The following is a 20,439-nucleotide window of genomic DNA, read 5'->3' as shown; positions in this document are numbered from 1 at the left end:
CCGGGCCGGAGTTTGCGGGCGAGCCGCGCTTCTTGATGGAAGCGTGCCCGCCCGCCGCATGGGTGTCGCGTTACAGCCCTTGTTTGAGGCTGGCGATCAGGTATTCATCGATATCGCCGTCGAGCACCTTGTCGCAATCGCTGCGTTCGATGCTGGTACGCAGGTCCTTGATCCGCGAGGCGTCGAGCACGTACGAACGGATCTGGTGACCCCAGCCGATGTCCGACTTGGTGTCTTCCAGCGCCTGGGACGCCGCGTTGCGCTTCTGCACTTCCTGCTCGTACAGGCGGGCCCGCAGCATCTTCATCGCGGTGTCTTTGTTGGCGTGCTGGGAACGCTCGTTCTGGCAGCTGACCACGGTGTTGGTCGGTACGTGGGTAATCCGTACCGCCGAGTCGGTGGTGTTGACGTGCTGGCCACCGGCCCCGGAGGAACGGTAGGTGTCGATGCGCAGGTCCGCCGGGTTGATCTCGATCTCGATGTTGTCGTCGATTTCCGGCGAAACGAACACGGCCGAGAACGAGGTGTGGCGACGGTTGCCGGAGTCGAACGGGCTCTTGCGCACCAGGCGGTGCACGCCGATCTCGGTCCGCAGCCAGCCAAAGGCGTATTCGCCCTTGATGTGCACGGTGGCGCCCTTGATCCCGGCGACTTCACCGGCCGACAGTTCCATGATGGTGGCGTCGAAACCACGCTTGTCAGCCCAGCGCAGGTACATGCGCAGCAGGATGTTGGCCCAGTCCTGGGCCTCGGTGCCGCCGGAACCGGCCTGGATGTCCAGGTAGGCGTTGTTCATGTCCATCTCGCCGCTGAACATGCGACGGAATTCCAGCTTGGCGAGGTTCTCGTCGAGGCGTGTCAGCTCGGCGACGACATCGCCGACCGCGCCTTCATCGTTCTCTTCGACAGCCATGTCCAGCAGGTCGCGGCAATCGGCCAGACCGCTGGACAACTCGTCCAGGGTCTCGACGATCTGCGCCAGCGCAGAACGCTCGCGGCCCAGTTCCTGGGCGTACGATGGGTTGTTCCAGACACTCGGATCTTCAAGCTCGCGATTGACTTCGGTCAGGCGCTCATGCTTTTGATCGTAGTCAAAGATACCCCCGAATAGTTTCGGAGCGCTCGGACAGGTCCTTGATGGTGTTAAGGATCGGGTTGATTTCCATGGCGGGCAGCACTCGTTGGCGAACTTTTGAAAGCCGGCGAGTATAACGTAATCAAACGCCAGCGGCAGCCCGCCTGGCGGCTTTAGGCATGAAACTCAGGGATATGGCTGAACACCGGCCCCGTGGCGAGGGAGCTTGCTCCCGCTGGGTTGCGCAGCAGCCCCAAAAGGAGCGACTCAACTCATCTGATACTCCGAGCCGTCTGGTTTCAGGCCTGCTGCGCAGCCCAGCGGGAGCAAGCTCCCTCGCCACGAAAGCCACCTCGCCCAGCTGTATTATTCGACCCCCACCCGATTACGCCCATTGTGCTTGGCCAGGTACAGCCCCTTGTCCGCCGCCGAGATCAGTTGCCGGCAATCGCCACCTTGCTGCGGCGTGACGGTCGAGACGCCGATGCTGACGGTCAGGTTCTCGCCGCCATCGGGTGTGGTGTGGGGGATTTTCAGGGCGACTACGCTCTGGCGCAGCTTTTCGGCCATCAACCGGGCGCCGCCCGGCGAGGTGCCAGGCAGCACCAGGGCGAACTCCTCGCCGCCGTAGCGGGCCGGCAAGTCGGACGGACGGCTGCACGCCTCGCGGATCGCCGTGGCGACCTTGCGCAGGGCCTCGTCGCCTTCCAGGTGACCGAAGTTGTCGTTGTAGGCCTTGAAATAGTCCACGTCGATCATCAGCAGCGACAGTTGGCTCTGGTCGCGCATCGCCCGGCGCCATTCCAACTCCAGGTACTCATCGAAATGCCGGCGATTGGACAGCCCGGTCAGGCCGTCGGAGTTCATCAATCGTTGCAGCACCAGGTTGGTGTCGAGCAGTTGCTGCTGGCTGACTCGCAGTGCGCGATAGGCCGCGTCGCGCTGCAACAGCATCATGTAGGAACGCGAGTGATAGCGGATGCGCGCCACCAGTTCGATGTTGTCCGGCAGCTTGACCAGGTAGTCGTTGGCCCCGGCGGCGAACGCCGCGCTCTTGACCAGCGGGTCCTCCTTGGTGGACAGGACAATGATCGGGATATCGCGGGTGGCGGGATGGTTACGGTACTCGCGCACCAGGCTCAGGCCATCCAGGCCGGGCATCACCAGGTCCTGGAGAATCACCGTCGGCTTGATGCGAATCGCTTGGGCGATGGCCTGGTGGGGATCGGAGCAGAAGTGGAAGTCGATGTTTTCTTCATTCGACAGCCCGCGCCGCACCGCTTCGCCGATCATCGCCTGATCGTCGACGAGCAAGACCATGGCGGCGTTCTCATCGCGCTTGAAATCGTCGAGCTGCAGATCATTCATGATGGCCTACCTGGGTACGGCCTGGGGCAAGGCTCGCGGGGTTCTTCATGGGGTCACAATCTCCAACAGCCGTGGCGCGATGGCGTCCAAGGCTAGAATATGGACAGCGGCATCGATGGCGGCCGCTGCTTTGGGCATGCCATACACCGCGCTGCTGCGCTGGTCCTGAGCGATGGTCACATAGCCCTGCTGGCGCATGAGTTTAAGCCCTTGCGCACCGTCGCGGCCCATGCCGGTGAGCAGTACGCCCACCGCGTCACCGCTCCAGTACTGGGCGACACTTTCAAAAAACACGTCGATGGAGGGCCGGTAGATCTCGTTCACCGGCTCGGCGGTATAGGCCAGGGTGCCGTTCTTCAACAAACGCAGATGATGGTTGGTCCCGGCCAGCAACACCGTGCCACTTTGCGGCGTCTCGCCGTGCCGGGCCAGGCGCACCGTATGACCCGAAACACTGCCCAGCCACTCGGCCATGCCTGCGGCGAACACCTCATCCACATGCTGGACCAGCACGATCGCTGGGGCAAAGTCCCGCGGCAACGCCTTGAGCAGCACCTCCAGCGCCGCCGGCCCGCCCGCCGACGACCCGATGACCACCAGGCTCTTGCGCGACACCGCCGTTCGCAGCGCCGCCGGTGCGGGGCGCTCATGCTTGTTGCGCTCACCGATCAGCCAGCCGATGTTGGCGATCTTGCGCAGCAGCGGTGCAGCCGCGTCTGCCGGATTACCGACGCCCAGGGCCGGGGTATCGACTACATCCAGCGCGCCATGGCCCATGGCCTCGAACACCCGGTGGACGTTCTGCTGGCTGTCCCCGGTGACTATCACGATAGCGCAGGGGCTGTCGGCCATGATCCGCCGAGTGGCCTCCACCCCGTCCATGATGGGCATGAGCAAGTCCATCAGGATCAGGTCCGGGGTGTATTCGGCGCAACGCTGCACCGCCTCGGCTCCGTTGGCGGCCACCCAGACCAGTTGATGCGCCGGCTCGAACGCCAGGGCGCGACGCAGGGCCTCGACCGCCAGGGGCATGTCATTGACGATGGCGATCTTCAAGCGCGGGCCCCTCCGATCAATTCAACCACGGCGTCGAGCAAGGCGTCGTCGTGGAAACTCGCCTTGGCCAAATAATAGTCGGCGCCGGCGTCGAGGCCACGGCGACGATCTTCTTCGCGGTCCTTGTAGGACACCACCATCACCGGCAACGACTGCAAACGGTTGTCGCGCCGCAATAGCGATACCAGCTCGATACCGTCCATGCGCGGCATGTCGATATCGGTGATCAGCAAGTCAAAATCCTCTGAGCGCAACGCATTCCAACCATCCATGCCATCCACCGCCACCGCCACGTCGTAGCCGCGATTGAGCAGCAACTTGCGTTGCAGCTCGCGCACGGTCAGGGAATCGTCCACCACCAGGATCCGCTTGCGCGGGGCCTGGGCCTGGTCCTGCCGGGCGATGCGCTCCAGGCGCCCGGTATCGAGCAATTTTTCCACCGAGCGCAACAGGTCTTCGACATCGATAATCAACACCACCGAGCCATCGTCGAGCAGGGCCCCGGCGGAAATGTCCTGGACCTTGCCCAGGCGTTCGTCCAAGGGCAGGACGACCAGGGTTCGCTCGCCGATGAACCGCTCCACCGCCACACCGTAGATCGTCTCGCGCTCGCGGATCACCACGACCTTGAGGGTCTGGCCGCCGTTCTGCGTCGGCGGGCGATTGAGCAACTGGCTGGCGGCGACCAAGCCGATATGCCGGCCTTCGTGCCAGAAATGCTGACGCCCTTCGACCTGGACGATATCTTCCGGCGCCAGGTCGCACATGCGTTCGATGTGGGCCAGGGGAAAGGCATACGCCTCATTGCCGACTTCCACCACCAGACTGCGCACCACCGACAGCGTCAATGGCACCTCGAGATGGAAACGACTGCCCTCGCCCGCCGTCTGCTCCAGCACCACCGCCCCGCGCAACTGCCGGACCATATGCTGGACCGCGTCCAGGCCGACGCCGCGCCCGGACACTTCGGTGACTTTGTCGCGCAGGCTGAAACCAGGCAGGAACAGAAAGGTCAGCAGTTCCTCTTCGCTCAGGCTGGCGACGGTTTGCTCGGGAGAAAGACCGCGCTCGACAATGCTGCGGCGCACCCGCTCCAGGTCTACCCCGGCACCGTCGTCCGCCAACTCCAAGACCAGCAGACCAGCCTGATGAGAGGCGCGCAGGCGGATCAGGCCTTCGGCGGGCTTGCCGGCCAGTATCCGTTGCTCCGGGGCTTCGATGCCGTGGTCCACGGCGTTGCGCAGCAAGTGGGTCAGTGGCGCTTCGAGTTTTTCCAGCACATCGCGGTCGACCTGGGTTTTCTCACCTTCGATCTCCAGGCGCACCTGCTTGCCCAGGCTGCGGCCCAGGTCACGGACCATACGTACCTGCCCCGACAGCACATCGGCGAACGGCCGCATGCGACAGGCCAGCGCCGTGTCGTACAGCACCTGCGCCCGTTGACTGGCCTGCCAGGCGAACTCATCCAGCTCGACGGTTTTCTGCGCCAGCAACTGCTGGGTTTCGGCGAGCAAGCGGCGGGCATCGCCAAGGGCTTCCTGGGCCTGGAGGCTCAGGGCATGGTCCTTGAGATGCACGTTCAGCTCTTCAAGGGCGCGCAAGCCCGTGCCTTGCTGGCGCTTGAGCCGTTGCAGCGTCGCCAGCCAGGGCTTGAGGCGCTGGGTCTCGACCAAGGACTTGCTCGACAGGTCGAGCAAACTGTTGAGGCGTTCGGCCGTGACCCGCAAGACCCGCTCGCCGCCTTCAGTGACCCGTTTATTCTTCGGAGCCGGCTCCGGTGCCGCGAACGGTTCCGGAACGAGCAGCTCGACACTGACGGGGTCGACAGGCACCTCGATGCCTGTCGGTACCGGCGCCGGCATTGGAGCAGCGTTGGGGTCGAGCAAACGCCCCATCAACGCCACATAGGCGTCGATGTCAGGGGCGCCGACGTTGTTGCCCGGCGTGGCGATGCGCGTCAGCAGGTCAGTGCCTTGCAGCAAGGCATCGATGTGCTCGGCCCCCAGCACCAGGCGCCGCTCCTGGGCACCGACCAGGCAATCCTCCATGACGTGGGCCACGCTGACACCGGCGTCCACCCCGACGATCCGTGCCGCGCCCTTGAGGGAATGCGCCGCGCGCATGCACGACTCGAGGTAGTCGGCCTGGGTCGGATCGCGCTCCAAGGCCAGCAAGCCGGTGCTCAGCACCTGGACCTGGGCTTCGGCTTCCAGGCTGAACAGTTCCAGCAATGAGGCGTCGCGCATCTGGTCAGGGGTCATGACAGGCTCCGGGCCACGGCGGACAGCAGCTGTTCTTCATCCAGCCAACGCAGGCTGCGGCCTTTGTAGGGCAACACCCCACGGGTGTACTTGCCCGCCGACGGCGAAGCGCTCGCCAGGATGCGTTCATCGATGGCATGGATGCCGTCCACCTCATCCACCGGCACCACCACCGGCCCGCCCTTGGCCGCGACAATCAACATGCGCGGCATGACCCGTGTACCGGCAACCGCCGCGCCGGGCTCCAGGTCCAACAGTTCCACCAGCGACAGGCAGGCCACCAGTGCCCCGCGCACATTCGCCACGCCCAGCAAGGCCCGTGAGCGTTGGTGGGGCAACGAGTGGATCGGCTGCAACGGTGCCACTTCCACCAGACTGCGCGTCGTCAGGCCCAGCCATTCCTCGCCGAGGCGGAACATCAGCAGCGAGCGTGTGACCACCTCGTTGTCCACCGGGGCCAGGGACAAGTCCCGTTGGTCCTGCGGCAAGGTGTAACGGTCGAGCAGCCGGGTGGCGGCCGCCGAATACACCGCGCAATTGCGGCAGTGGATATGCTCGACCAACAATGGACAGGATTTATCGCCATGCACCCCGATGCGGTTCCAGCAATCATCGATTGCCCGGGCATCGTCATGGGTGACGTTGTAAGAAGCCGAACCGCTCATCGTTTGTGCTCACTGTCCGCCGTGCGCCCGCTACGGGCGGCGCGTTCCTGCAATCGACGGGCTCCGGCCGCGTCTCCCTGGGAAGCCAGCAGCGCCGCCAGATGCACCAGGGCCTCGGCGTGTTGCGGTTCAAGATAAAGCGCCTTGCGATAAAAACCCTGGGCTTCAAGGGCGCTGCCGGCCATGTCGCTGAGCAGGCCCAACCAGTAGAACACCTGGGCGTTCGGCGCATGGCTGCGCAAATACTCTTCGCACGCCCCACGGGCCTCGGCGCTTTTGCCACCGTTGGCCAGGGCGGCGATATTGGCCAGCAAGGTCGCGGCGTCGCTGCTCTTGGGTGGAGCAATCGATGTGACGTTCGCGGTAAACGGCCGCGGCCGAATCACCGGCGCAACGACCCGGGGCGGCGGCTGACGAATCGGCAACGGTGGCGGCATCAACGCCGGCACCGGTTGAGGCTCCACAGCCCCGTGGCGGCTGAAGGCGAACGATTGGGCTATCCCGATCGAGCGCATGCCCAGGCGTCCCAGCAAGCTGCCCTCGGCGGGGCCGATAAACAGCACGCCGTCCTGATGGGTCAGGCGCTTGAGCACTTGGAACACCTGCTGCTGGGTCGGCTGGTCGAAATAGATCAGCAAGTTGCGACAGAACACAAAATCGTAAGGTGCCTCGTGCACCAGCAAGGCCGGATCCAGCAGGTTGCCCACCTGCAAGCGCACCTGTTCACGTACTCGTTCACTGAGGCGGTAACCCTCGTCTGCGACGTCGAAATGCCGTTCGCGAAAACCCAGGTCGGCGCCACGGAAGGAGTTTTTGCCGTAGCGCGCGTCCTTGGCCCGCGCCACCGACAGCGGGCTGACGTCCAGGCCGTCGACCTTGAACTGATGCGGCCCCAGGCCCGCGTCGAGCAGAGCCATGGCAATGGAATAAGGCTCTTCGCCCGTGGAGCACGGCAAGCTGAGGATGCGCAGCGCACGCAGGTACTTGATCTCCGCCAGGCGCTTGACGGCCAGCCTGGCGAGGGTCGCGAAGGATTCCGGATAGCGGAAGAACCAGGTTTCCGGGACGATCACCGCTTCGATCAGCGCCTGTTGCTCCGTGGCCGAATGCTGCAGGGCCTGCCAATACTCATCGGCGGTTCGCCCGGGCACGGCACTGATCCGTTGGCGCACGGCCCGCTCGATGATCGCGGTGCCGACGGAGGTCACATCGAGGCCGATGCGTTCCTTGAGAAAATCGAAAAAACGTTGATCGCTGTTCATGGCGTTGCCCCGAGGTCGTCGAGGCCCAGCGGCGGCGCAGGAAACAGCAGCGCCCGAACGGATTCGTCGAGCAGGTCATTGACCCGCACCCATTGCAGCAATCCGTGGGCATCCTCGCGTACGGGGCCGAGGTACGGGGCCTGCCGATTGTCCAGGCCATAGGGTTTGAAATCGGCCGGATCACAACGCACGGTGTCGGTCGCCTGTTCCAGGATCAATCCCAGCACTTGCCCGGCTTGTTGCCCGTCGCTTTGATAACGCACCAGCACCAACCGCGTACTGGTCCGGGCCTCGGCATTCTGGCCGAACGTCAGGGCGCACAGGTCGATCACCGGCACCATCGTGCCGCGCCAGGCAAACACCCCCGCCACCCAGGACGGTGCCCGGGCAATCGGCTTGAGGGGCAAGCGCGGCAGCACCTCCACCACATCGTTGGCCTGCAGAGCGTACCGTTCGTTGCCGATGCTGAACACCAGGAACAACGACTGGCGGGCCGTCGGTGCGGCGCCACGCCGGGTATCGATCTCACCCATCAGACTTTGAAACGCGAGACGCCGCTGCGCAGCCCCACGGCGACCTGGCTCAGCTCGTCGATGGCGGAACTGGCCTGGCGCAGGGACTCCACGGTCTGGCTACTGGCATCGCCCAGTTGCACCAAGGCGTGATTGATCTGCTCCGCGCCGGTGGCCTGGGCCTGCATGCCTTCGTTGACCATCAACACCCGCGGGGCCAGGGCCTGGACCTGATGGATGATCTGCGACAGTTGCTCGCCGATCTGCTGCACTTCGGCCATGCCCCGGCGCACTTCTTCGGAGAACTTGTCCATGCCCATCACACCGGCCGACACCGCGGACTGGATCTCGCGCACCATCTGCTCGATGTCATAGGTCGCCACGGCGGTCTGGTCGGCCAGGCGTCGCACTTCCGTGGCCACCACGGCGAAACCGCGCCCGTACTCACCGGCCTTCTCGGCCTCGATGGCCGCGTTGAGGGATAGCAGGTTGGTCTGGTCGGCCACTTTGACGATGGTCACCACCACCTGGTTGATGTTGCCGGCCTTCTCGTTGAGGATCGCCAGCTTGGCGTTCACCAGGTCGGCGGCGCCCATCACCGAATGCATGGTTTCCTCCATGCGCGCCAGGCCTTGCTGGCCGGAGCCGGCGGCCACCGAAGCCTGGTCGGCGGCGGTGGAAACTTCGGTCATGGTGCGCACCAGGTCCCGGGAGGTGGCGGCGATTTCCCGGGACGTCGCGCCGATCTCGGTGGTGGTGGCGGCGGTTTCGGTGGCCGTGGCCTGCTGCTGGCGCGAGGTGGCGGCGATCTCGGTGACCGAAGTGGTGACCTGCACGGAAGAGCGCTGCGCTTGGGACACCAGCGAGGTCAGTTCGGCCATCATGTCGTTGAAGCCGGTTTCCACGGCGCCGAATTCATCTTTGCGCGCCAGGTTCAGGCGCCCGCTCAGGTCGCCGCTGCGCATGATCGCAAGGATCTCGACGATGCGGTTCATCGGCGCCATGATCGCTCGCATCAACAACAGCCCGCACAGTACGGCGACGGTCAGCGCAACCAGGAACGACAGGCCCATGGCGACCTTGGCCGCCGTCACCGCGTCGCCAATGGTCTGGGTGGCGCTTTCCGCCAGCTCGCGATTACGTTCGATGATTTGATTCAAATGCCCGCGACCACCGATCCATGCGGGCGTCAGGTCTTTCTCCAGCGCCAGCCGTGCCCCCTCGTAGTCCTTGCGTTGGTACAAGTCCAGGACCTTTGCCACCGCCTGATTGAACGCCAGGTGGAAGGCCTCGAACTCGTCGAACGAGGCTTGGTCGGCCGGGTTCTGGATCAACTTCTGGTAGTTCTGTATCTCTTCGCGCAGGTGCTGCTCGAAACCCTGGTAGCGGGCCTTGTCCTCGGCGGTGATTTCCCGGTTCCCCGAGAGGCCGACGATTTGCTGGGTCAGGACGTAGCTGTCGACCCAGCCACCGCGGATCATCGAACTGAAGTACACCCCTGGCACCGCATCGGTCCGGACCTTTTCGCCACTGTCCTGGATCTTCAACAACCGTGAATAAGAGACAACCACCATCAGCAGCATAATGGCGATGATCACCGCAAAACTCGCCAGGATGCGTTGGCGCAATGTCCAATTCTTCACAGTAAAACCTCGGGCACTTGAAATGCTGGGGAGTATAGCCGAGGGCGGCGTGGCGTCTGTATGGCGGCGTGGGAGGATTTTGACCAGGCCGAGGCTCGCAATGGAGTGCGTCCCTGTGGGAGCGAGCTTGCTCGCGATAGCGATGTATCAGTCAAAAACGCTGTGACTGACCGGGCGCATCGCGAGCAAGCTCGCTCCCACAGGGAATAGCATTGGGACTGTTTTAGGCAGTCGCCTGGCGCACCTGTTTTTCCAGTTCAACCTTCAACCCCGGCTCCAGCTTGAGTTGGCGCGCCAGTTCGTCGAGGTAGGACTTCTCCATGAAGTTTTCCTCGTCCACCAGCATCACACTGGCGATGTACATTTCCGCGGCTATTTCCGGGGTGCTGGCGGCGCGGGCGACGTCGGTGGGGTCCAGGGGTTTGTTGAGTTCGGCGTGCAGCCAGTGTTGCAGCTCCTGGTCGTTGTCGAGCTTGGTGAATTCACCTTCGATCAACTGCCGCTCCCGCTCGTCCACATGACCGTCGGCCTTGGCCGCCGCCACCAGGGCCTTGAGGATCGCCTGGCTATGCTGTTCAACCTGAGCCGGGGGCACGCGGTCGAGGGTCTGCGGTTCGGTTTTCGGCGCGGTGCCCTGTTGGGCCTGCCAATTGCCATAGGCTTTGTAGGCGATCACGCCCAAGGCAGCCAGGCCACCGTAGGCCAGGGCCTTGCCACCGAAGCTGCGAGCTTTCTTGTTGCCCAGCAACAGGCCCATGGCCCCAGCGGCCAGGGCCCCGCCGCCCGCACCGGAAAGCATCCCGCCCAGGTTGCCGGAGCCGCCGAGCAACCCGCCCAGGCCGCCGGACGGCTTGCCCTGTGAGCCGCCAGCCTTGTTCTGCAACATTTCCTGGCCGGACTTGAGAAGCTGATCGAGCAATCCACGGGTGTTCATTTGTTGCCTCCACATTGTCGGGTCAACGTAAGGCCCCCAGCCTAGATCGAAAGTGCCCTGACGCCGCAGGCAAGATTGCTTCCAGATGTTGCCTAGCTCATCCGAAGACACACTCAACTACCTTTCAAAAAAAACGATATACACTCCAGCACATCGATAAAATCACCCACCGGATACACGCCCATGATGACCCTGCGCCAGATCCGCCACTTCATCGCCGTGGCCGAAACCGGCTCTATCTCCGCCGCCGCGCAAACCGCCTTCATTTCCCAGTCCACCCTGACCTTGGCAATCCAGCAACTGGAGCAGGACATCGGCGTCAGCCTGTTCAGCCGCCATGCCAAGGGCATGACCCTGACCCATCAGGGCCATCAATTCCTGCGCCAGGCCCATTTGATCCTGGCCACCGTCGAAAACGCCAAGCGCAGCCTGCAACAAAGCACCGATCAGGTGGCCGGCCAAGTCACCATTGGCGTCACCAGCCTGGTCGCCGGCTATTACTTGGCCGACCTGCTCACCCGTTTCCAGCGTGCCTATCCCAACGTGGAGATCCGCGTGATGGAGGACGAACGGCCGTACATCGAGCATTTGCTGGTCAGCGGCGAAATCGATGTCGGGGTGCTGATCCTGTCCAACCTGGAAGACCGCCACGCCTTGCAGACCGAAGTCCTGACCCATTCGCCACACCGCTTGTGGTTGCCGGCACAGCACCCGTTGCTGGAACACGACAGCATCAACCTGGCCGACGTGGCCCGCGAACCGCTGATCCAGCTGAACGTCGATGAAATGGACCGCAACGCCCAACGCCTGTGGCGCGGCGCCGGCCTGCAACCGAGGATCACCCTGCGCACCGCCTCGACCGAAGCGGTGCGCAGCCTGGTGGCGGCGGGATTGGGCGTGTCGATCCAGCCGGACATGACTTACCGGCCCTGGTCGCTGGAAGGCGACATCATCGAAGCCCGACCGATCGCAGACCTCAACCAGACCCTCGACGTAGGCCTGGCCTGGCGCCGGGGCACGGCGCGACCGGCGTCGGTCGACCCGTTCCTGGCCGTCGCCCGGGAACAACCCCATGGCGGGCGCAAGCCATCTACTTAATCGAATGCAGCCTTGAGTATTTCGAATTTGTCGGCCTTGAGGCTGAGCACTAGTCTTGCTGCATCACCACGACCCCTTGTGGGAGCGAGCTTGCTCGCGATGGCGGAGTGTCAGCAAAGCATTTGTCGACGGATAGACCGTCATCGCGAGCAAGCTCGCTCCCACAGGTTCTGTGTTTCAACCGATATAAAAAGAGAAATCGGACATGACTGGCACGCAAACCCCGTTGTGCACCGCGTTGCTGATCGACGGAGAGCTCGTTGCCGGTGAAGGCCTTGTCGAGCCGATCCTCAACCCGGCCACCGGTGAGGTGATGGCTCACATCGCCGAGGCCAGCACCGAACAGGTGGAAGCCGCGATCCTCGCCGCCCATCGCGCCTTCGACGGCTGGGCGCGCACCACGCCGCAACAACGCTCGAACCTGTTGCTGGACATCGCCAGCGCCATCGAAAAGAACGCCGATGAGCTGGCCCGCCTCGAATCCCTGAACTGCGGCAAGCCGCTGCATCTGGCGCGCCAGGATGACCTGAGCACTACGGTGGATGTCTTTCGTTTCTTCGCCGGCGCCGTGCGCTGCCAGACCGGCCAGCTCAGTGGCGAATACCTGCCCGGCTACACCAGCATGGTGCGCCGCGACCCGATCGGCGTAGTGGCGTCCATTGCGCCGTGGAATTACCCGATCATGATGGCCGCCTGGAAAATCGCCCCAGCCCTGGCCGCCGGCAATACCCTGGTGTTCAAGCCCTCGGAACACACGCCGCTGTCGATCCTGGCCCTGGCGCCGGCACTGGCCAAGATCCTGCCGCGAGGCGTCATCAATATCATTTGCGGGGGCGGCGAAGGTGTGGGCAGCCATCTGGTCAGCCACCCGAAAGTGCGCATGGTCTCGCTGACCGGCGACATCGTCACCGGGCAGAAGATCCTCCAGGCGGCGGCGAAAACCCTCAAGCGCACGCACCTGGAATTGGGCGGCAAGGCGCCAGTGATCGTGTGCAACGACGCCGACATCCAGGCCGTGGTCGAAGGCGTGCGCACCTACGGCTATTACAACGCCGGGCAGGATTGCACCGCAGCCTGCCGGATCTACGCCCAGGACGGGATTCACGACCGCCTGGTGGCCGAGCTCGGCGCAGCGGTCAGCAGCCTGCGCTTTGCCGGCAGGCGCGACGCCGACAATGAGATCGGCCCGCTGATCAGCACCCGCCAGCGCGACCGCGTGGCCAGTTTCGTCGAGCGCGCCCTCGGCCAGCCGCACATCGAACGCATCACTGGCGCGGCGGTGCATTCCGGCGCCGGTTTCTATTACCAACCCACGCTGCTGGCCGGCTGCAAGCAAAGCGATGAAATCGTCCAGCGCGAGGTGTTCGGCCCGGTCGTCACCGTGACCCGTTTCGACGAACTCAGCCAGGCGGTGGACTGGGCCAACGACTCCGAATACGGCCTGGCCTCCTCGGTGTGGACGCAGAACCTGGACAAGGCCATGCAGGTGGCGGCGCGGCTGCAATACGGCTGCACCTGGATCAACAGCCATTTCATGCTGGTCAGCGAAATGCCCCACGGCGGCCTGAAACGTTCGGGTTACGGGAAGGACCTGTCCAGCGATTCGCTCCAGGACTACAGCGTGGTGCGCCACATCATGGCCCGCCACGGCCAGCATCTGTAGCCAATAGCACTACTCTAATAACAGGCCAGCCATGGCGTTTCACCCGCTTCGAACACTGCCCCGACCATAATTAAAGCAAGAGGGATTTCCATGTACGCGCACAAGACCGTATTGCTCAGTGCACTCACCACGGCGCTGCTGACCAGCGTCAGCCTCCAGGCCGCCGAACCGCTCAAGGCCGTCGGTGCCGGCGAAGGCCAACTGGATATCGTTGCCTGGCCGGGTTACATCGAACGCGGCGAAAGCGACAAGGCCTACGACTGGGTCAGCGGTTTCGAGAAGGAAACCGGCTGCAAGGTCAATGTGAAAACCGCCGCCATGTCCGACGAAATGGTCAGCCTGATGACCAAGGGCGGCTATGACCTGGTCACCGCCTCCGGCGACGCCTCGTTGCGGCTGATTGCCGGCAAGCGCGTGCAGCCGATCAACACCGCGCTGATCGCCAACTGGAAGAATCTCGACCCGCGCCTGAAGGATGCGCCGTGGTACGTGGTCAACCAGCAGACCTATGGCACCCCGTACCAATGGGGCCCGAATGTGCTGATGTACAACACCGACGTGTTCAAGCAGGCGCCCACCAGTTGGAGCGTGCTGTTCAACGCCCAGGACCTGCCCGACGGCAAGCCGAACAAGGGGCGCGTGCAAGCCTACGACGGCCCGATCTACATCGCCGACGCGGCCCTGTACCTCAAGACCGCCAAGCCTGAGCTGGGCATCAAGGACCCGTACCAGCTCGACGAAGCGCAATACAAGGCCGTGCTGGAATTGCTGAGGGCTCAGCAGCCGTTGATCCACCGCTACTGGCACGACACTACCGTGCAGATGAGCGACTTCAAGAACGAAGGCGTGGTGGCGTCCGGTGCCTGGCCGTATCAGGTCAACGGCCTGATGAACGAGAAGCAACCGATCGCCTCGACCATTCCGAAAGAAGGCGCCACCGGCTGGGCCGATACGACGATGCTCCACGCCGAGGCCAAGCATCCCAACTGCGCGTACAAATGGATGGACTGGTCGCTGCAACCGAAAGTCCAAGGGGACGTGGCCGCGTGGTTCGGTTCCCTGCCTGCGGTGCCGGCCGCGTGCAAGGGCAGCGAACTGCTGGGCGCCGAAGGCTGCAAGACCAACGGCTTCGATCAGTTCGACAAGATCGCCTTCTGGAAAACCCCACAGGCCGAGGGCGGCAAGTTCGTGCCATACAGCCGCTGGACCCAGGACTACATTGCGATCATGGGTGGGCGCTAAATCGCATTAACCTGTTTGGGGGAACATGGTTAACCCTGTGGCGAGGGAGCTTGCTCCCGCTGGCGTGCGAAGCACGCCCAAACAGATCGACGCGATGTTACCTGACCCACCGCATCGGCTGGTCTTGGGGTGGCTGCGCCACCCAGCGGGAGCAAGCTCCCTCGCCACGGGACCGCGTTCCAAGGTTGATATTTCATACCCGCCCCGCTTTTTGGAGCCCCGCACCATGACGCTTGCAGTCCAATTCACCCAGGTATCCCGTCAGTTCGGCGATGTGAAAGCCGTTGACCGGGTCTCCATTGATATCCAGGACGGCGAGTTCTTTTCCATGCTAGGCCCGTCCGGCTCAGGCAAGACCACCTGCCTGCGGCTGATCGCCGGGTTCGAGCAACCCAGTGCCGGCTCGATTCGTATCCACGGCGAAGAAGCCACCGGGCTCGCGCCGTACCAGCGGGACGTGAACACCGTTTTCCAGGATTACGCCCTCTTCCCCCACATGAACGTGCGCGACAACGTGGCCTACGGCTTGAAAGTAAAAGGCGTCGCCAAGGCCGAGCGCATCCAGCGCGCCAACGAAGCCCTGGAGATGGTGGCCTTGGGTGGCTATGGCGAACGCAAGCCGGTGCAGCTCTCCGGCGGCCAGCGCCAACGCGTGGCCCTGGCCCGGGCGCTGGTCAACCGTCCGCGGGTGTTGTTGCTCGATGAACCCTTGGGCGCCCTGGACCTGAAGCTGCGTGAACAGATGCAGGGCGAGTTGAAGAAGCTGCAACGCCAGTTGGGCATCACCTTCATTTTCGTCACCCACGACCAGACCGAAGCGCTGTCGATGTCCGACCGCGTGGCGGTGTTCAACAAAGGGCGCATCGAACAGGTCGACACCCCACGCAACCTGTACATGAAACCGGCGACCACCTTCGTCGCCGAATTCGTCGGCACCTCCAACGTGATTCGTGGCGAACTGGCCCGGGAACTCAGCGGTTATCCACAGCCGTTCTCGATCCGCCCGGAACACGTGCGTTTCGCCGAGGGCCCGTTGGCCAGCGGTGAGATCGAGGTCCACGGCCTGCTGCACGACATCCAGTACCAGGGCAACGCCACACGCTACGAGTTGAAACTTGCCAACGGCCAGACCCTGAACCTCAGCCAGGCCAACACCCAATGGCTCGACAACGCAGCCCAGCACCAGACCGGCCAGCCCCTCAGCGTTCGCTGGGCCCGTGAGGCGATGGTCGCGCTGCACGACACCGTCAGTGGCGAGGTGTGAGATGAACACCCTGGCCATCACCCAAGCGCCTGCGCCCGGTTCGCCGCTGCGGCGCTTTGCCAACCTGCTGTACCGACGGCCCAACCTGTACCTGTCGATGTTGCTGGTGCCGCCGCTGCTCTGGTTCGGCGCGATCTACCTCGGCTCGCTGTTGACGTTGCTGTGGCAAGGTTTCTACACGTTCGATGACTTCACCATGGCGGTCACGCCGGACCTGACGCTGGCGAACTTCGCGGCGCTGTTCCAGCCCTCGAACTTCGACATCATTTTGCGCACCCTGAGCATGGCGATTGCGGTGTCCATCGCCAGCGCCATCGTCGCCTTCCCGATCGCCTACTACATGGCGCGCTACACCCGCGGCAAGACCAAGGCGTTTTTCTACATCGCGGTGATGCTGCCGATGTGGGCCAGCTACATCGTCAAGGCCTATGCCTGGACGCTGCTGCTGGCCAAGGGCGGCGTGGCGCAGTGGTTCGTCCAGCACCTGGGCCTGGGGCCGGTGTTGCAGTTCGTGCTGGGGATCCCGGGCGTGGGTGGCAGCACCTTGTCCACCTCACATCTGGGGCGTTTCCTGGTGTTCGTCTACATCTGGCTGCCGTTCATGATCCTGCCGATCCAGGCGTCCCTGGAGCGCCTGCCGCCATCGCTGCTGCAAGCCTCGGCGGACCTGGGCGCCAGGCCACGCCAGACGTTCACGCAGGTGATCCTGCCGCTGTCGATCCCGGGCATTGCCGCCGGCTCGATCTTCACCTTCTCGCTGACCCTGGGGGATTTCATCGTGCCCCAGTTGGTGGGCCCGCCGGGTTACTTCGTCGGCAGCATGGTCTACGCCCAGCAAGGCGCCATCGGCAACATGCCCATGGCCGCGGCGTTCACGCTGGTGCCTATCGTGCTGATCGCGGTCTATCTATCCATCGTCAAGCGACTGGGAGCTTTCGATGCGCTCTGACTCTCAAGACCGAGCCTCGTGGGGCTTGCGGATCGCGGCGTGGGGCGGGCTGGTGTTCCTGCATTTCCCGATCCTGATCATCTTCCTCTACGCCTTCAACACCGAGGACGCCGCCTTCAGCTTCCCCCCCAAGGGCCTGACCCTGAAGTGGTTCAGCGTCGCCTTCTCGCGCCCGGATGTGCTGGAGGCGATCAAGCTGTCGTTGCAGGTCGCGGCCATCGCCACGCTGATCGCCATGGTGCTCGGCACCCTGGCTTCGGCGGCACTGTACCGCCGCGACTTCTTCGGCAAACAGGGCATTTCGCTGATGCTGATCCTGCCGATTGCCTTGCCGGGGATCATCACCGGCATTGCCCTGCTGGCGACCTTCAAGACCCTGGGCATCGAACCGGGGATGTTCACCATCGTCGTCGGTCACGCCACCTTCTGCGTGGTGATTGTCTACAACAACGTGATCGCCCGCCTGCGCCGCACCTCCCACAACCTGATCGAAGCGTCGATGGACCTGGGCGCCGACGGCTGGCAGACCTTTCGCTACATCATCCTGCCCAACCTGGGGTCGGCACTGCTGGCCGGTGGGATGCTGGCCTTCGCGCTGTCGTTCGACGAAATCATCGTCACTACCTTCACCGCTGGCCACGAACGCACCCTGCCACTGTGGCTGCTCAACCAGCTCAGCCGCCCGCGTGACGTGCCGGTGACCAACGTGGTGGCGATGCTGGTGATGATGGTCACGATGTTGCCGATATTGGGCGCGTATTACCTGACCCGCGGGGGTGAGAGCGTGGCCGGTAGCGGCGGGAAATAAATGTCACGGTGGAACCGGATCTCCTGTGGGAGCGGGCTTGCTCGCGAAAGCGGCGTGTCAGGCGGTGCAAATATTGGATGACATACCGCATTCGCGAGCAAGCCCGCTCCCACCCAGACAACAAACAAAACTCAAGAGGACTTGGACATGCAAACCAAACTGCTGATCAACGGCCACCTGGTAGACGGCGAAGGCCCCGGCCAGGCCGTGTTTAACCCCTCGCTGGGGCGAGTGCTGGTGGAAATCAACGAGGCCAGCGAAGCCCAGGTCGATGCCGCCGTGCGTGCGGCCGACAGCGCCTTCGACAGCTGGTCGCAGGTTGCGCCCAAGGACCGTTCCCTGTTGCTGCTCAAGCTGGCCGACGCCATCGAAGCCCACGGCGAAGAACTGGCGAAGCTGGAGTCGGACAACTGCGGCAAACCCTTGAGCGCCGCGCTGAACGACGAGATCCCGGCGATTGCCGACGTGTTCCGCTTCTTTGCCGGTGCCAGCCGCTGCATGAGCGGTTCGGCGGGCGGCGAGTACCTGCCGGGGCACACTTCGATGATCCGTCGCGACCCGGTGGGCGTCATCGCCTCCATCGCGCCATGGAACTACCCGCTGATGATGGTCGCCTGGAAAATCGCCCCGGCCCTGGCCGCCGGCAATACCGTGGTGCTCAAGCCATCGGAGCAAACCCCGCTGACGGCGCTGCGCCTGGCGGAACTGGCGTCGGAGATTTTCCCGGCCGGCGTGCTCAACGTGATCTTCGGCCGTGGGCAGACCGTCGGCAACCCGCTGGTCACCCACCCGAAAGTGCGCATGGTGTCGCTGACCGGCTCCATCGCCACCGGTTCGAACATCATTTCCAGCACGTCCGACAGCGTCAAGCGCATGCACATGGAACTGGGCGGCAAAGCTCCGGTGATCATCTTCGACGATGCCGACATCGACGCGGCCGTGGAGGGCATCCGCACCTTCGGTTTCTACAACGCCGGCCAGGACTGCACCGCCGCCTGCCGCATCTATGCCCAGCAAGGCATCTACGAGCAGTTCGTCGAGAAACTCGGCGCCGCGGTGGGCAGCATCAAGTACGGCCTGCAAACCGCATCCGACACCGAAATGGGCCCGCTGATCACTGCCCAGCACCGCGACCGCGTGGCCGCTTTCGTCGAGCGGGCCATCGCCCAGCCGCATATCCGCCTGGTCACCGGTGGCAAGGCGGTGGACGGCAACGGGTTCTTCTTCGAACCGACGGTGCTGGCCGACGCCCAGCAGGATGACGAAATCGTCCGCCGGGAAGTCTTCGGACCGGTGGTGTCCGTCACCCCGTTCCTTGACGAAGCACAAGTGCTGGCCTGGGCCAACGACTCGGACTACGGCCTGGCTTCATCGGTCTGGACCAGCGACGTCGGCCGTGCCCATCGCCTGTCGGCACGCCTGCAATATGGCTGCACCTGGGTGAACACCCACTTCATGCTCGTCAGTGAAATGCCCCATGGCGGTCAGAAACGTTCCGGCTATGGCAAGGACATGTCCATGTATGGGCTGGAAGACTACACGGTGGTGCGGCATGTGATGTTCAAGCATTGACGACAAGACAACGTTGGCAACACATGCTCGCGCCTGCCCGGCGTTCGTCCTGCTAAGGTTTTCGTCGATCGGTGCACGCCCGCCGGTTGACGGAAATCCTGGCAGCACCTAGGGTGTCTACAACGTATACACCTTGGAGATCAGCCATGGCCTCGCCCGTTTTGTCCTTTCGTGTGGAAGAAGGTCTGGCCCAACAGCTGGACTTGCTGGCTGCCGCCACCGACCGCGACCGCCAATATCACCTCAAGCGTGCACTGGTTCGATATGTGGAAGCCGAATCCTGGCATCTGCAAGCCATCAGCGAAGGCATGGCCGATGCCGACGCTGGAAATCTGACCGATCTGGACGCCGTGAAGGCTAAGTGGGCAAAGCGTGCCGAGCATCGTACTGACCGACAAAGCACAAAGTGACCTCGACTCGATCCACGAACATTACCAAAGCGCTATCGGCGCAGAAGGCGCCGATGAGGTCATCCTCGCCATCCTGGAGACATTGCGCCAACTGCAACGCTTTCCCGGCTCGGGCCGTCCTTCGGTCGTTCCCGATATTCGAGAGCTGGTGCTGACACGGTACCCGTTCGTTGCCCCGTACCGGCTCGAGCAGGGACAACTGCAAGTCCTGCGGATACTGCACCAGCGCACCGAACGTCCCCAGGACTGGTCGGTGGAGTGATGTCGGCCGGCGCGCCTGCCCCGACCGCTCACCTGCGCCACGCTTCAAAACCGCGAAACACTCCTCATCGCATCCACCAGATAGCGCATGGCGATGCGGTCGTTTTCCGACAACTCCCGATAGCGCTCCACCAGCCTCAATTCTTCAAGGCTGAGCCGGCGTGTCCTGCGCGGGTTGGTCAGGCCTGGAAAGATCCCCAGCATTTCGGTAATGCCCTGTATTTTTGTCATGAGTTGTCCTTCTTTACGTCGAGGTTGACCTGATAGCGCCATCTGAACCCGGGTTAGCTCGTCTATCACGCTAAAAGAATAGGGAGGATTCAAAGCGTGGAAAGGGAGTTTTAGAGTAATTAGTCAAAAAAAATTGGAATCGACCTAAAAAAAGAAATAACTGTA

19 protein-coding genes are annotated in these 20,439 nt (G+C 63.4%); 9 read left to right on the top strand and 10 right to left on the bottom strand.

The window, feature by feature from the left end:
* Positions 1-70: 70 nt before the first annotated feature.
* The 9 genes from prfB to BT125_RS15400 all read right to left on the bottom strand — a co-directional run bounded on the left by prfB (position 71) and on the right by BT125_RS15400 (position 10,776).
* Positions 71-1,166 (bottom strand): peptide chain release factor 2 gene (prfB, locus tag BT125_RS15440; protein ID WP_106273574.1). Its coding sequence is split into 2 segments (ribosomal slippage): positions 71-1,093 and positions 1,095-1,166, totalling 1,095 coding nucleotides; the frame shifts between segments, so codons are not numbered across the junction.
* Positions 1,167-1,441: 275 nt separating this feature from the next.
* Complete coding sequence (locus BT125_RS15435) at positions 1,442-2,443, bottom strand: response regulator (RefSeq protein WP_072408210.1); 1,002 nt, start codon at positions 2,441-2,443, stop codon at positions 1,442-1,444.
* 45 nt (positions 2,444-2,488) lie between these two features.
* A complete protein-coding gene (locus BT125_RS15430) occupies positions 2,489-3,499 on the bottom strand; it encodes a chemotaxis response regulator protein-glutamate methylesterase (protein ID WP_072408208.1) in 1,011 nt (336 codons plus the stop codon).
* Positions 3,496-5,760 carry a hybrid sensor histidine kinase/response regulator gene (locus tag BT125_RS15425; protein ID WP_072408206.1) on the bottom strand — a complete coding sequence of 755 codons (2,265 nt, stop codon included), beginning with the start codon at positions 5,758-5,760 and terminating at the stop codon, positions 3,496-3,498. The genes BT125_RS15430 and BT125_RS15425 overlap by 4 nt, the downstream gene beginning before the upstream one ends.
* A complete protein-coding gene (locus BT125_RS15420; protein WP_072408204.1) occupies positions 5,757-6,425 on the bottom strand; it encodes a chemotaxis protein CheW in 669 nt (222 codons plus the stop codon). The genes BT125_RS15425 and BT125_RS15420 overlap by 4 nt, the downstream gene beginning before the upstream one ends.
* Positions 6,422-7,687 (bottom strand): CheR family methyltransferase, encoded by a 1,266-nt coding sequence (locus tag BT125_RS15415; RefSeq protein ID WP_072408202.1) that lies wholly within the window; start codon positions 7,685-7,687, stop codon positions 6,422-6,424. The genes BT125_RS15420 and BT125_RS15415 overlap by 4 nt, the downstream gene beginning before the upstream one ends.
* On the bottom strand, positions 7,684-8,220 hold the full coding sequence (locus tag BT125_RS15410) for a chemotaxis protein CheW (protein WP_072408200.1): 537 nt from the start codon (positions 8,218-8,220) through the stop codon (positions 7,684-7,686). Before BT125_RS15410 ends, BT125_RS15415 begins: the two co-directional genes overlap by 4 nt.
* Positions 8,220-9,842 carry a methyl-accepting chemotaxis protein gene (locus BT125_RS15405; RefSeq protein WP_072408198.1) on the bottom strand — a complete coding sequence of 541 codons (1,623 nt, stop codon included), beginning with the start codon at positions 9,840-9,842 and terminating at the stop codon, positions 8,220-8,222. The genes BT125_RS15410 and BT125_RS15405 overlap by 1 nt, the downstream gene beginning before the upstream one ends.
* Positions 9,843-10,065: 223 nt before the next feature.
* Positions 10,066-10,776, bottom strand: coding sequence for a tellurite resistance TerB family protein (locus BT125_RS15400; RefSeq protein WP_072408196.1), 711 nt, complete (start codon positions 10,774-10,776; stop codon positions 10,066-10,068).
* A 183-nt stretch (positions 10,777-10,959) separates the two neighbouring features.
* Between BT125_RS15400 and BT125_RS15395 the strand changes: the two genes are divergently transcribed.
* The 9 genes from BT125_RS15395 to BT125_RS15355 all read left to right on the top strand — a co-directional run bounded on the left by BT125_RS15395 (position 10,960) and on the right by BT125_RS15355 (position 20,044).
* Positions 10,960-11,874, top strand: coding sequence for a LysR family transcriptional regulator (locus tag BT125_RS15395; RefSeq protein WP_072408194.1), 915 nt, complete (start codon positions 10,960-10,962; stop codon positions 11,872-11,874).
* A gap of 205 nt (positions 11,875-12,079) precedes the next feature.
* Positions 12,080-13,537, top strand: a complete 1,458-nt coding sequence (locus BT125_RS15390; protein WP_072408192.1) for a gamma-aminobutyraldehyde dehydrogenase — start codon at positions 12,080-12,082, stop codon at positions 13,535-13,537.
* A 90-nt stretch (positions 13,538-13,627) separates the two neighbouring features.
* On the top strand, positions 13,628-14,779 hold the full coding sequence (gene ydcS / locus BT125_RS15385; RefSeq protein WP_072408190.1) for a putative ABC transporter substrate-binding protein YdcS: 1,152 nt from the start codon (positions 13,628-13,630) through the stop codon (positions 14,777-14,779).
* A gap of 226 nt (positions 14,780-15,005) precedes the next feature.
* A complete protein-coding gene (locus BT125_RS15380; protein WP_072408188.1) occupies positions 15,006-16,043 on the top strand; it encodes an ABC transporter ATP-binding protein in 1,038 nt (345 codons plus the stop codon).
* Position 16,044: 1 nt separating this feature from the next.
* Positions 16,045-16,992 carry an ABC transporter permease gene (locus BT125_RS15375; RefSeq protein WP_072408186.1) on the top strand — a complete coding sequence of 316 codons (948 nt, stop codon included), beginning with the start codon at positions 16,045-16,047 and terminating at the stop codon, positions 16,990-16,992.
* Entirely contained in the window at positions 16,982-17,800 is an 819-nt protein-coding gene (locus tag BT125_RS15370) for an ABC transporter permease (RefSeq protein WP_072408184.1), read from the top strand. The genes BT125_RS15375 and BT125_RS15370 overlap by 11 nt, the downstream gene beginning before the upstream one ends.
* A 147-nt stretch (positions 17,801-17,947) precedes the next feature.
* Positions 17,948-19,372 (top strand): gamma-aminobutyraldehyde dehydrogenase, encoded by a 1,425-nt coding sequence (locus BT125_RS15365; RefSeq protein WP_072408182.1) that lies wholly within the window; start codon positions 17,948-17,950, stop codon positions 19,370-19,372.
* A 146-nt stretch (positions 19,373-19,518) separates the two neighbouring features.
* Positions 19,519-19,782, top strand: coding sequence for a CopG family ribbon-helix-helix protein (locus BT125_RS15360; protein WP_072408180.1), 264 nt, complete (start codon positions 19,519-19,521; stop codon positions 19,780-19,782).
* Positions 19,745-20,044 (top strand): type II toxin-antitoxin system RelE/ParE family toxin, encoded by a 300-nt coding sequence (locus BT125_RS15355; RefSeq protein WP_063322817.1) that lies wholly within the window; start codon positions 19,745-19,747, stop codon positions 20,042-20,044. The genes BT125_RS15360 and BT125_RS15355 overlap by 38 nt, the downstream gene beginning before the upstream one ends.
* 44 nt (positions 20,045-20,088) lie before the next feature.
* Here BT125_RS15355 and BT125_RS15350 read toward each other — a convergent pair whose 3' ends face one another.
* Complete coding sequence (locus tag BT125_RS15350; protein WP_003198116.1) at positions 20,089-20,274, bottom strand: hypothetical protein; 186 nt, start codon at positions 20,272-20,274, stop codon at positions 20,089-20,091.
* Between the last annotated feature and the right edge of the window lie 165 nt (positions 20,275-20,439).

It is taken from the genome of Pseudomonas sp. NFACC04-2 (assembly GCF_900119265.1).
Lineage (GTDB): Bacteria > Pseudomonadota > Gammaproteobacteria > Pseudomonadales > Pseudomonadaceae > Aquipseudomonas > Aquipseudomonas fluorescens_AA.
The sequence above is the reverse complement of the archived record's forward strand: the minus strand, read 5'-3'. Positions and strand labels throughout refer to the sequence as shown.

Bases quoted from the DNA above. Each gene is read 5' to 3' on its own strand.
- BT125_RS15395 (WP_072408194.1), top strand. From the start codon at position 10,960: ATGATGACCCTGCGCCAGATCCGCCACTTCATCGCCGTGGCCGAAACC.
- BT125_RS15350 (WP_003198116.1), bottom strand. From the start codon at position 20,274: ATGACAAAAATACAGGGCATTACCGAAATGCTGGGGATCTTTCCAGGC.
- ydcS (WP_072408190.1), top strand. From the start codon at position 13,628: ATGTACGCGCACAAGACCGTATTGCTCAGTGCACTCACCACGGCGCTG.
- BT125_RS15415 (WP_072408202.1), bottom strand. From the start codon at position 7,687: ATGAACAGCGATCAACGTTTTTTCGATTTTCTCAAGGAACGCATCGGC.
- BT125_RS15390 (WP_072408192.1), top strand. From the start codon at position 12,080: ATGACTGGCACGCAAACCCCGTTGTGCACCGCGTTGCTGATCGACGGA.
- BT125_RS15410 (WP_072408200.1), bottom strand. From the start codon at position 8,220: ATGGGTGAGATCGATACCCGGCGTGGCGCCGCACCGACGGCCCGCCAG.
- BT125_RS15400 (WP_072408196.1), bottom strand. From the start codon at position 10,776: ATGAACACCCGTGGATTGCTCGATCAGCTTCTCAAGTCCGGCCAGGAA.
- BT125_RS15435 (WP_072408210.1), bottom strand. From the start codon at position 2,443: ATGAATGATCTGCAGCTCGACGATTTCAAGCGCGATGAGAACGCCGCC.
- BT125_RS15375 (WP_072408186.1), top strand. From the start codon at position 16,045: ATGAACACCCTGGCCATCACCCAAGCGCCTGCGCCCGGTTCGCCGCTG.
- BT125_RS15360 (WP_072408180.1), top strand. From the start codon at position 19,519: ATGGCCTCGCCCGTTTTGTCCTTTCGTGTGGAAGAAGGTCTGGCCCAA.
- BT125_RS15420 (WP_072408204.1), bottom strand. From the start codon at position 6,425: ATGAGCGGTTCGGCTTCTTACAACGTCACCCATGACGATGCCCGGGCA.
- BT125_RS15425 (WP_072408206.1), bottom strand. From the start codon at position 5,760: ATGACCCCTGACCAGATGCGCGACGCCTCATTGCTGGAACTGTTCAGC.
- BT125_RS15365 (WP_072408182.1), top strand. From the start codon at position 17,948: ATGCAAACCAAACTGCTGATCAACGGCCACCTGGTAGACGGCGAAGGC.
- BT125_RS15380 (WP_072408188.1), top strand. From the start codon at position 15,006: ATGACGCTTGCAGTCCAATTCACCCAGGTATCCCGTCAGTTCGGCGAT.
- BT125_RS15370 (WP_072408184.1), top strand. From the start codon at position 16,982: ATGCGCTCTGACTCTCAAGACCGAGCCTCGTGGGGCTTGCGGATCGCG.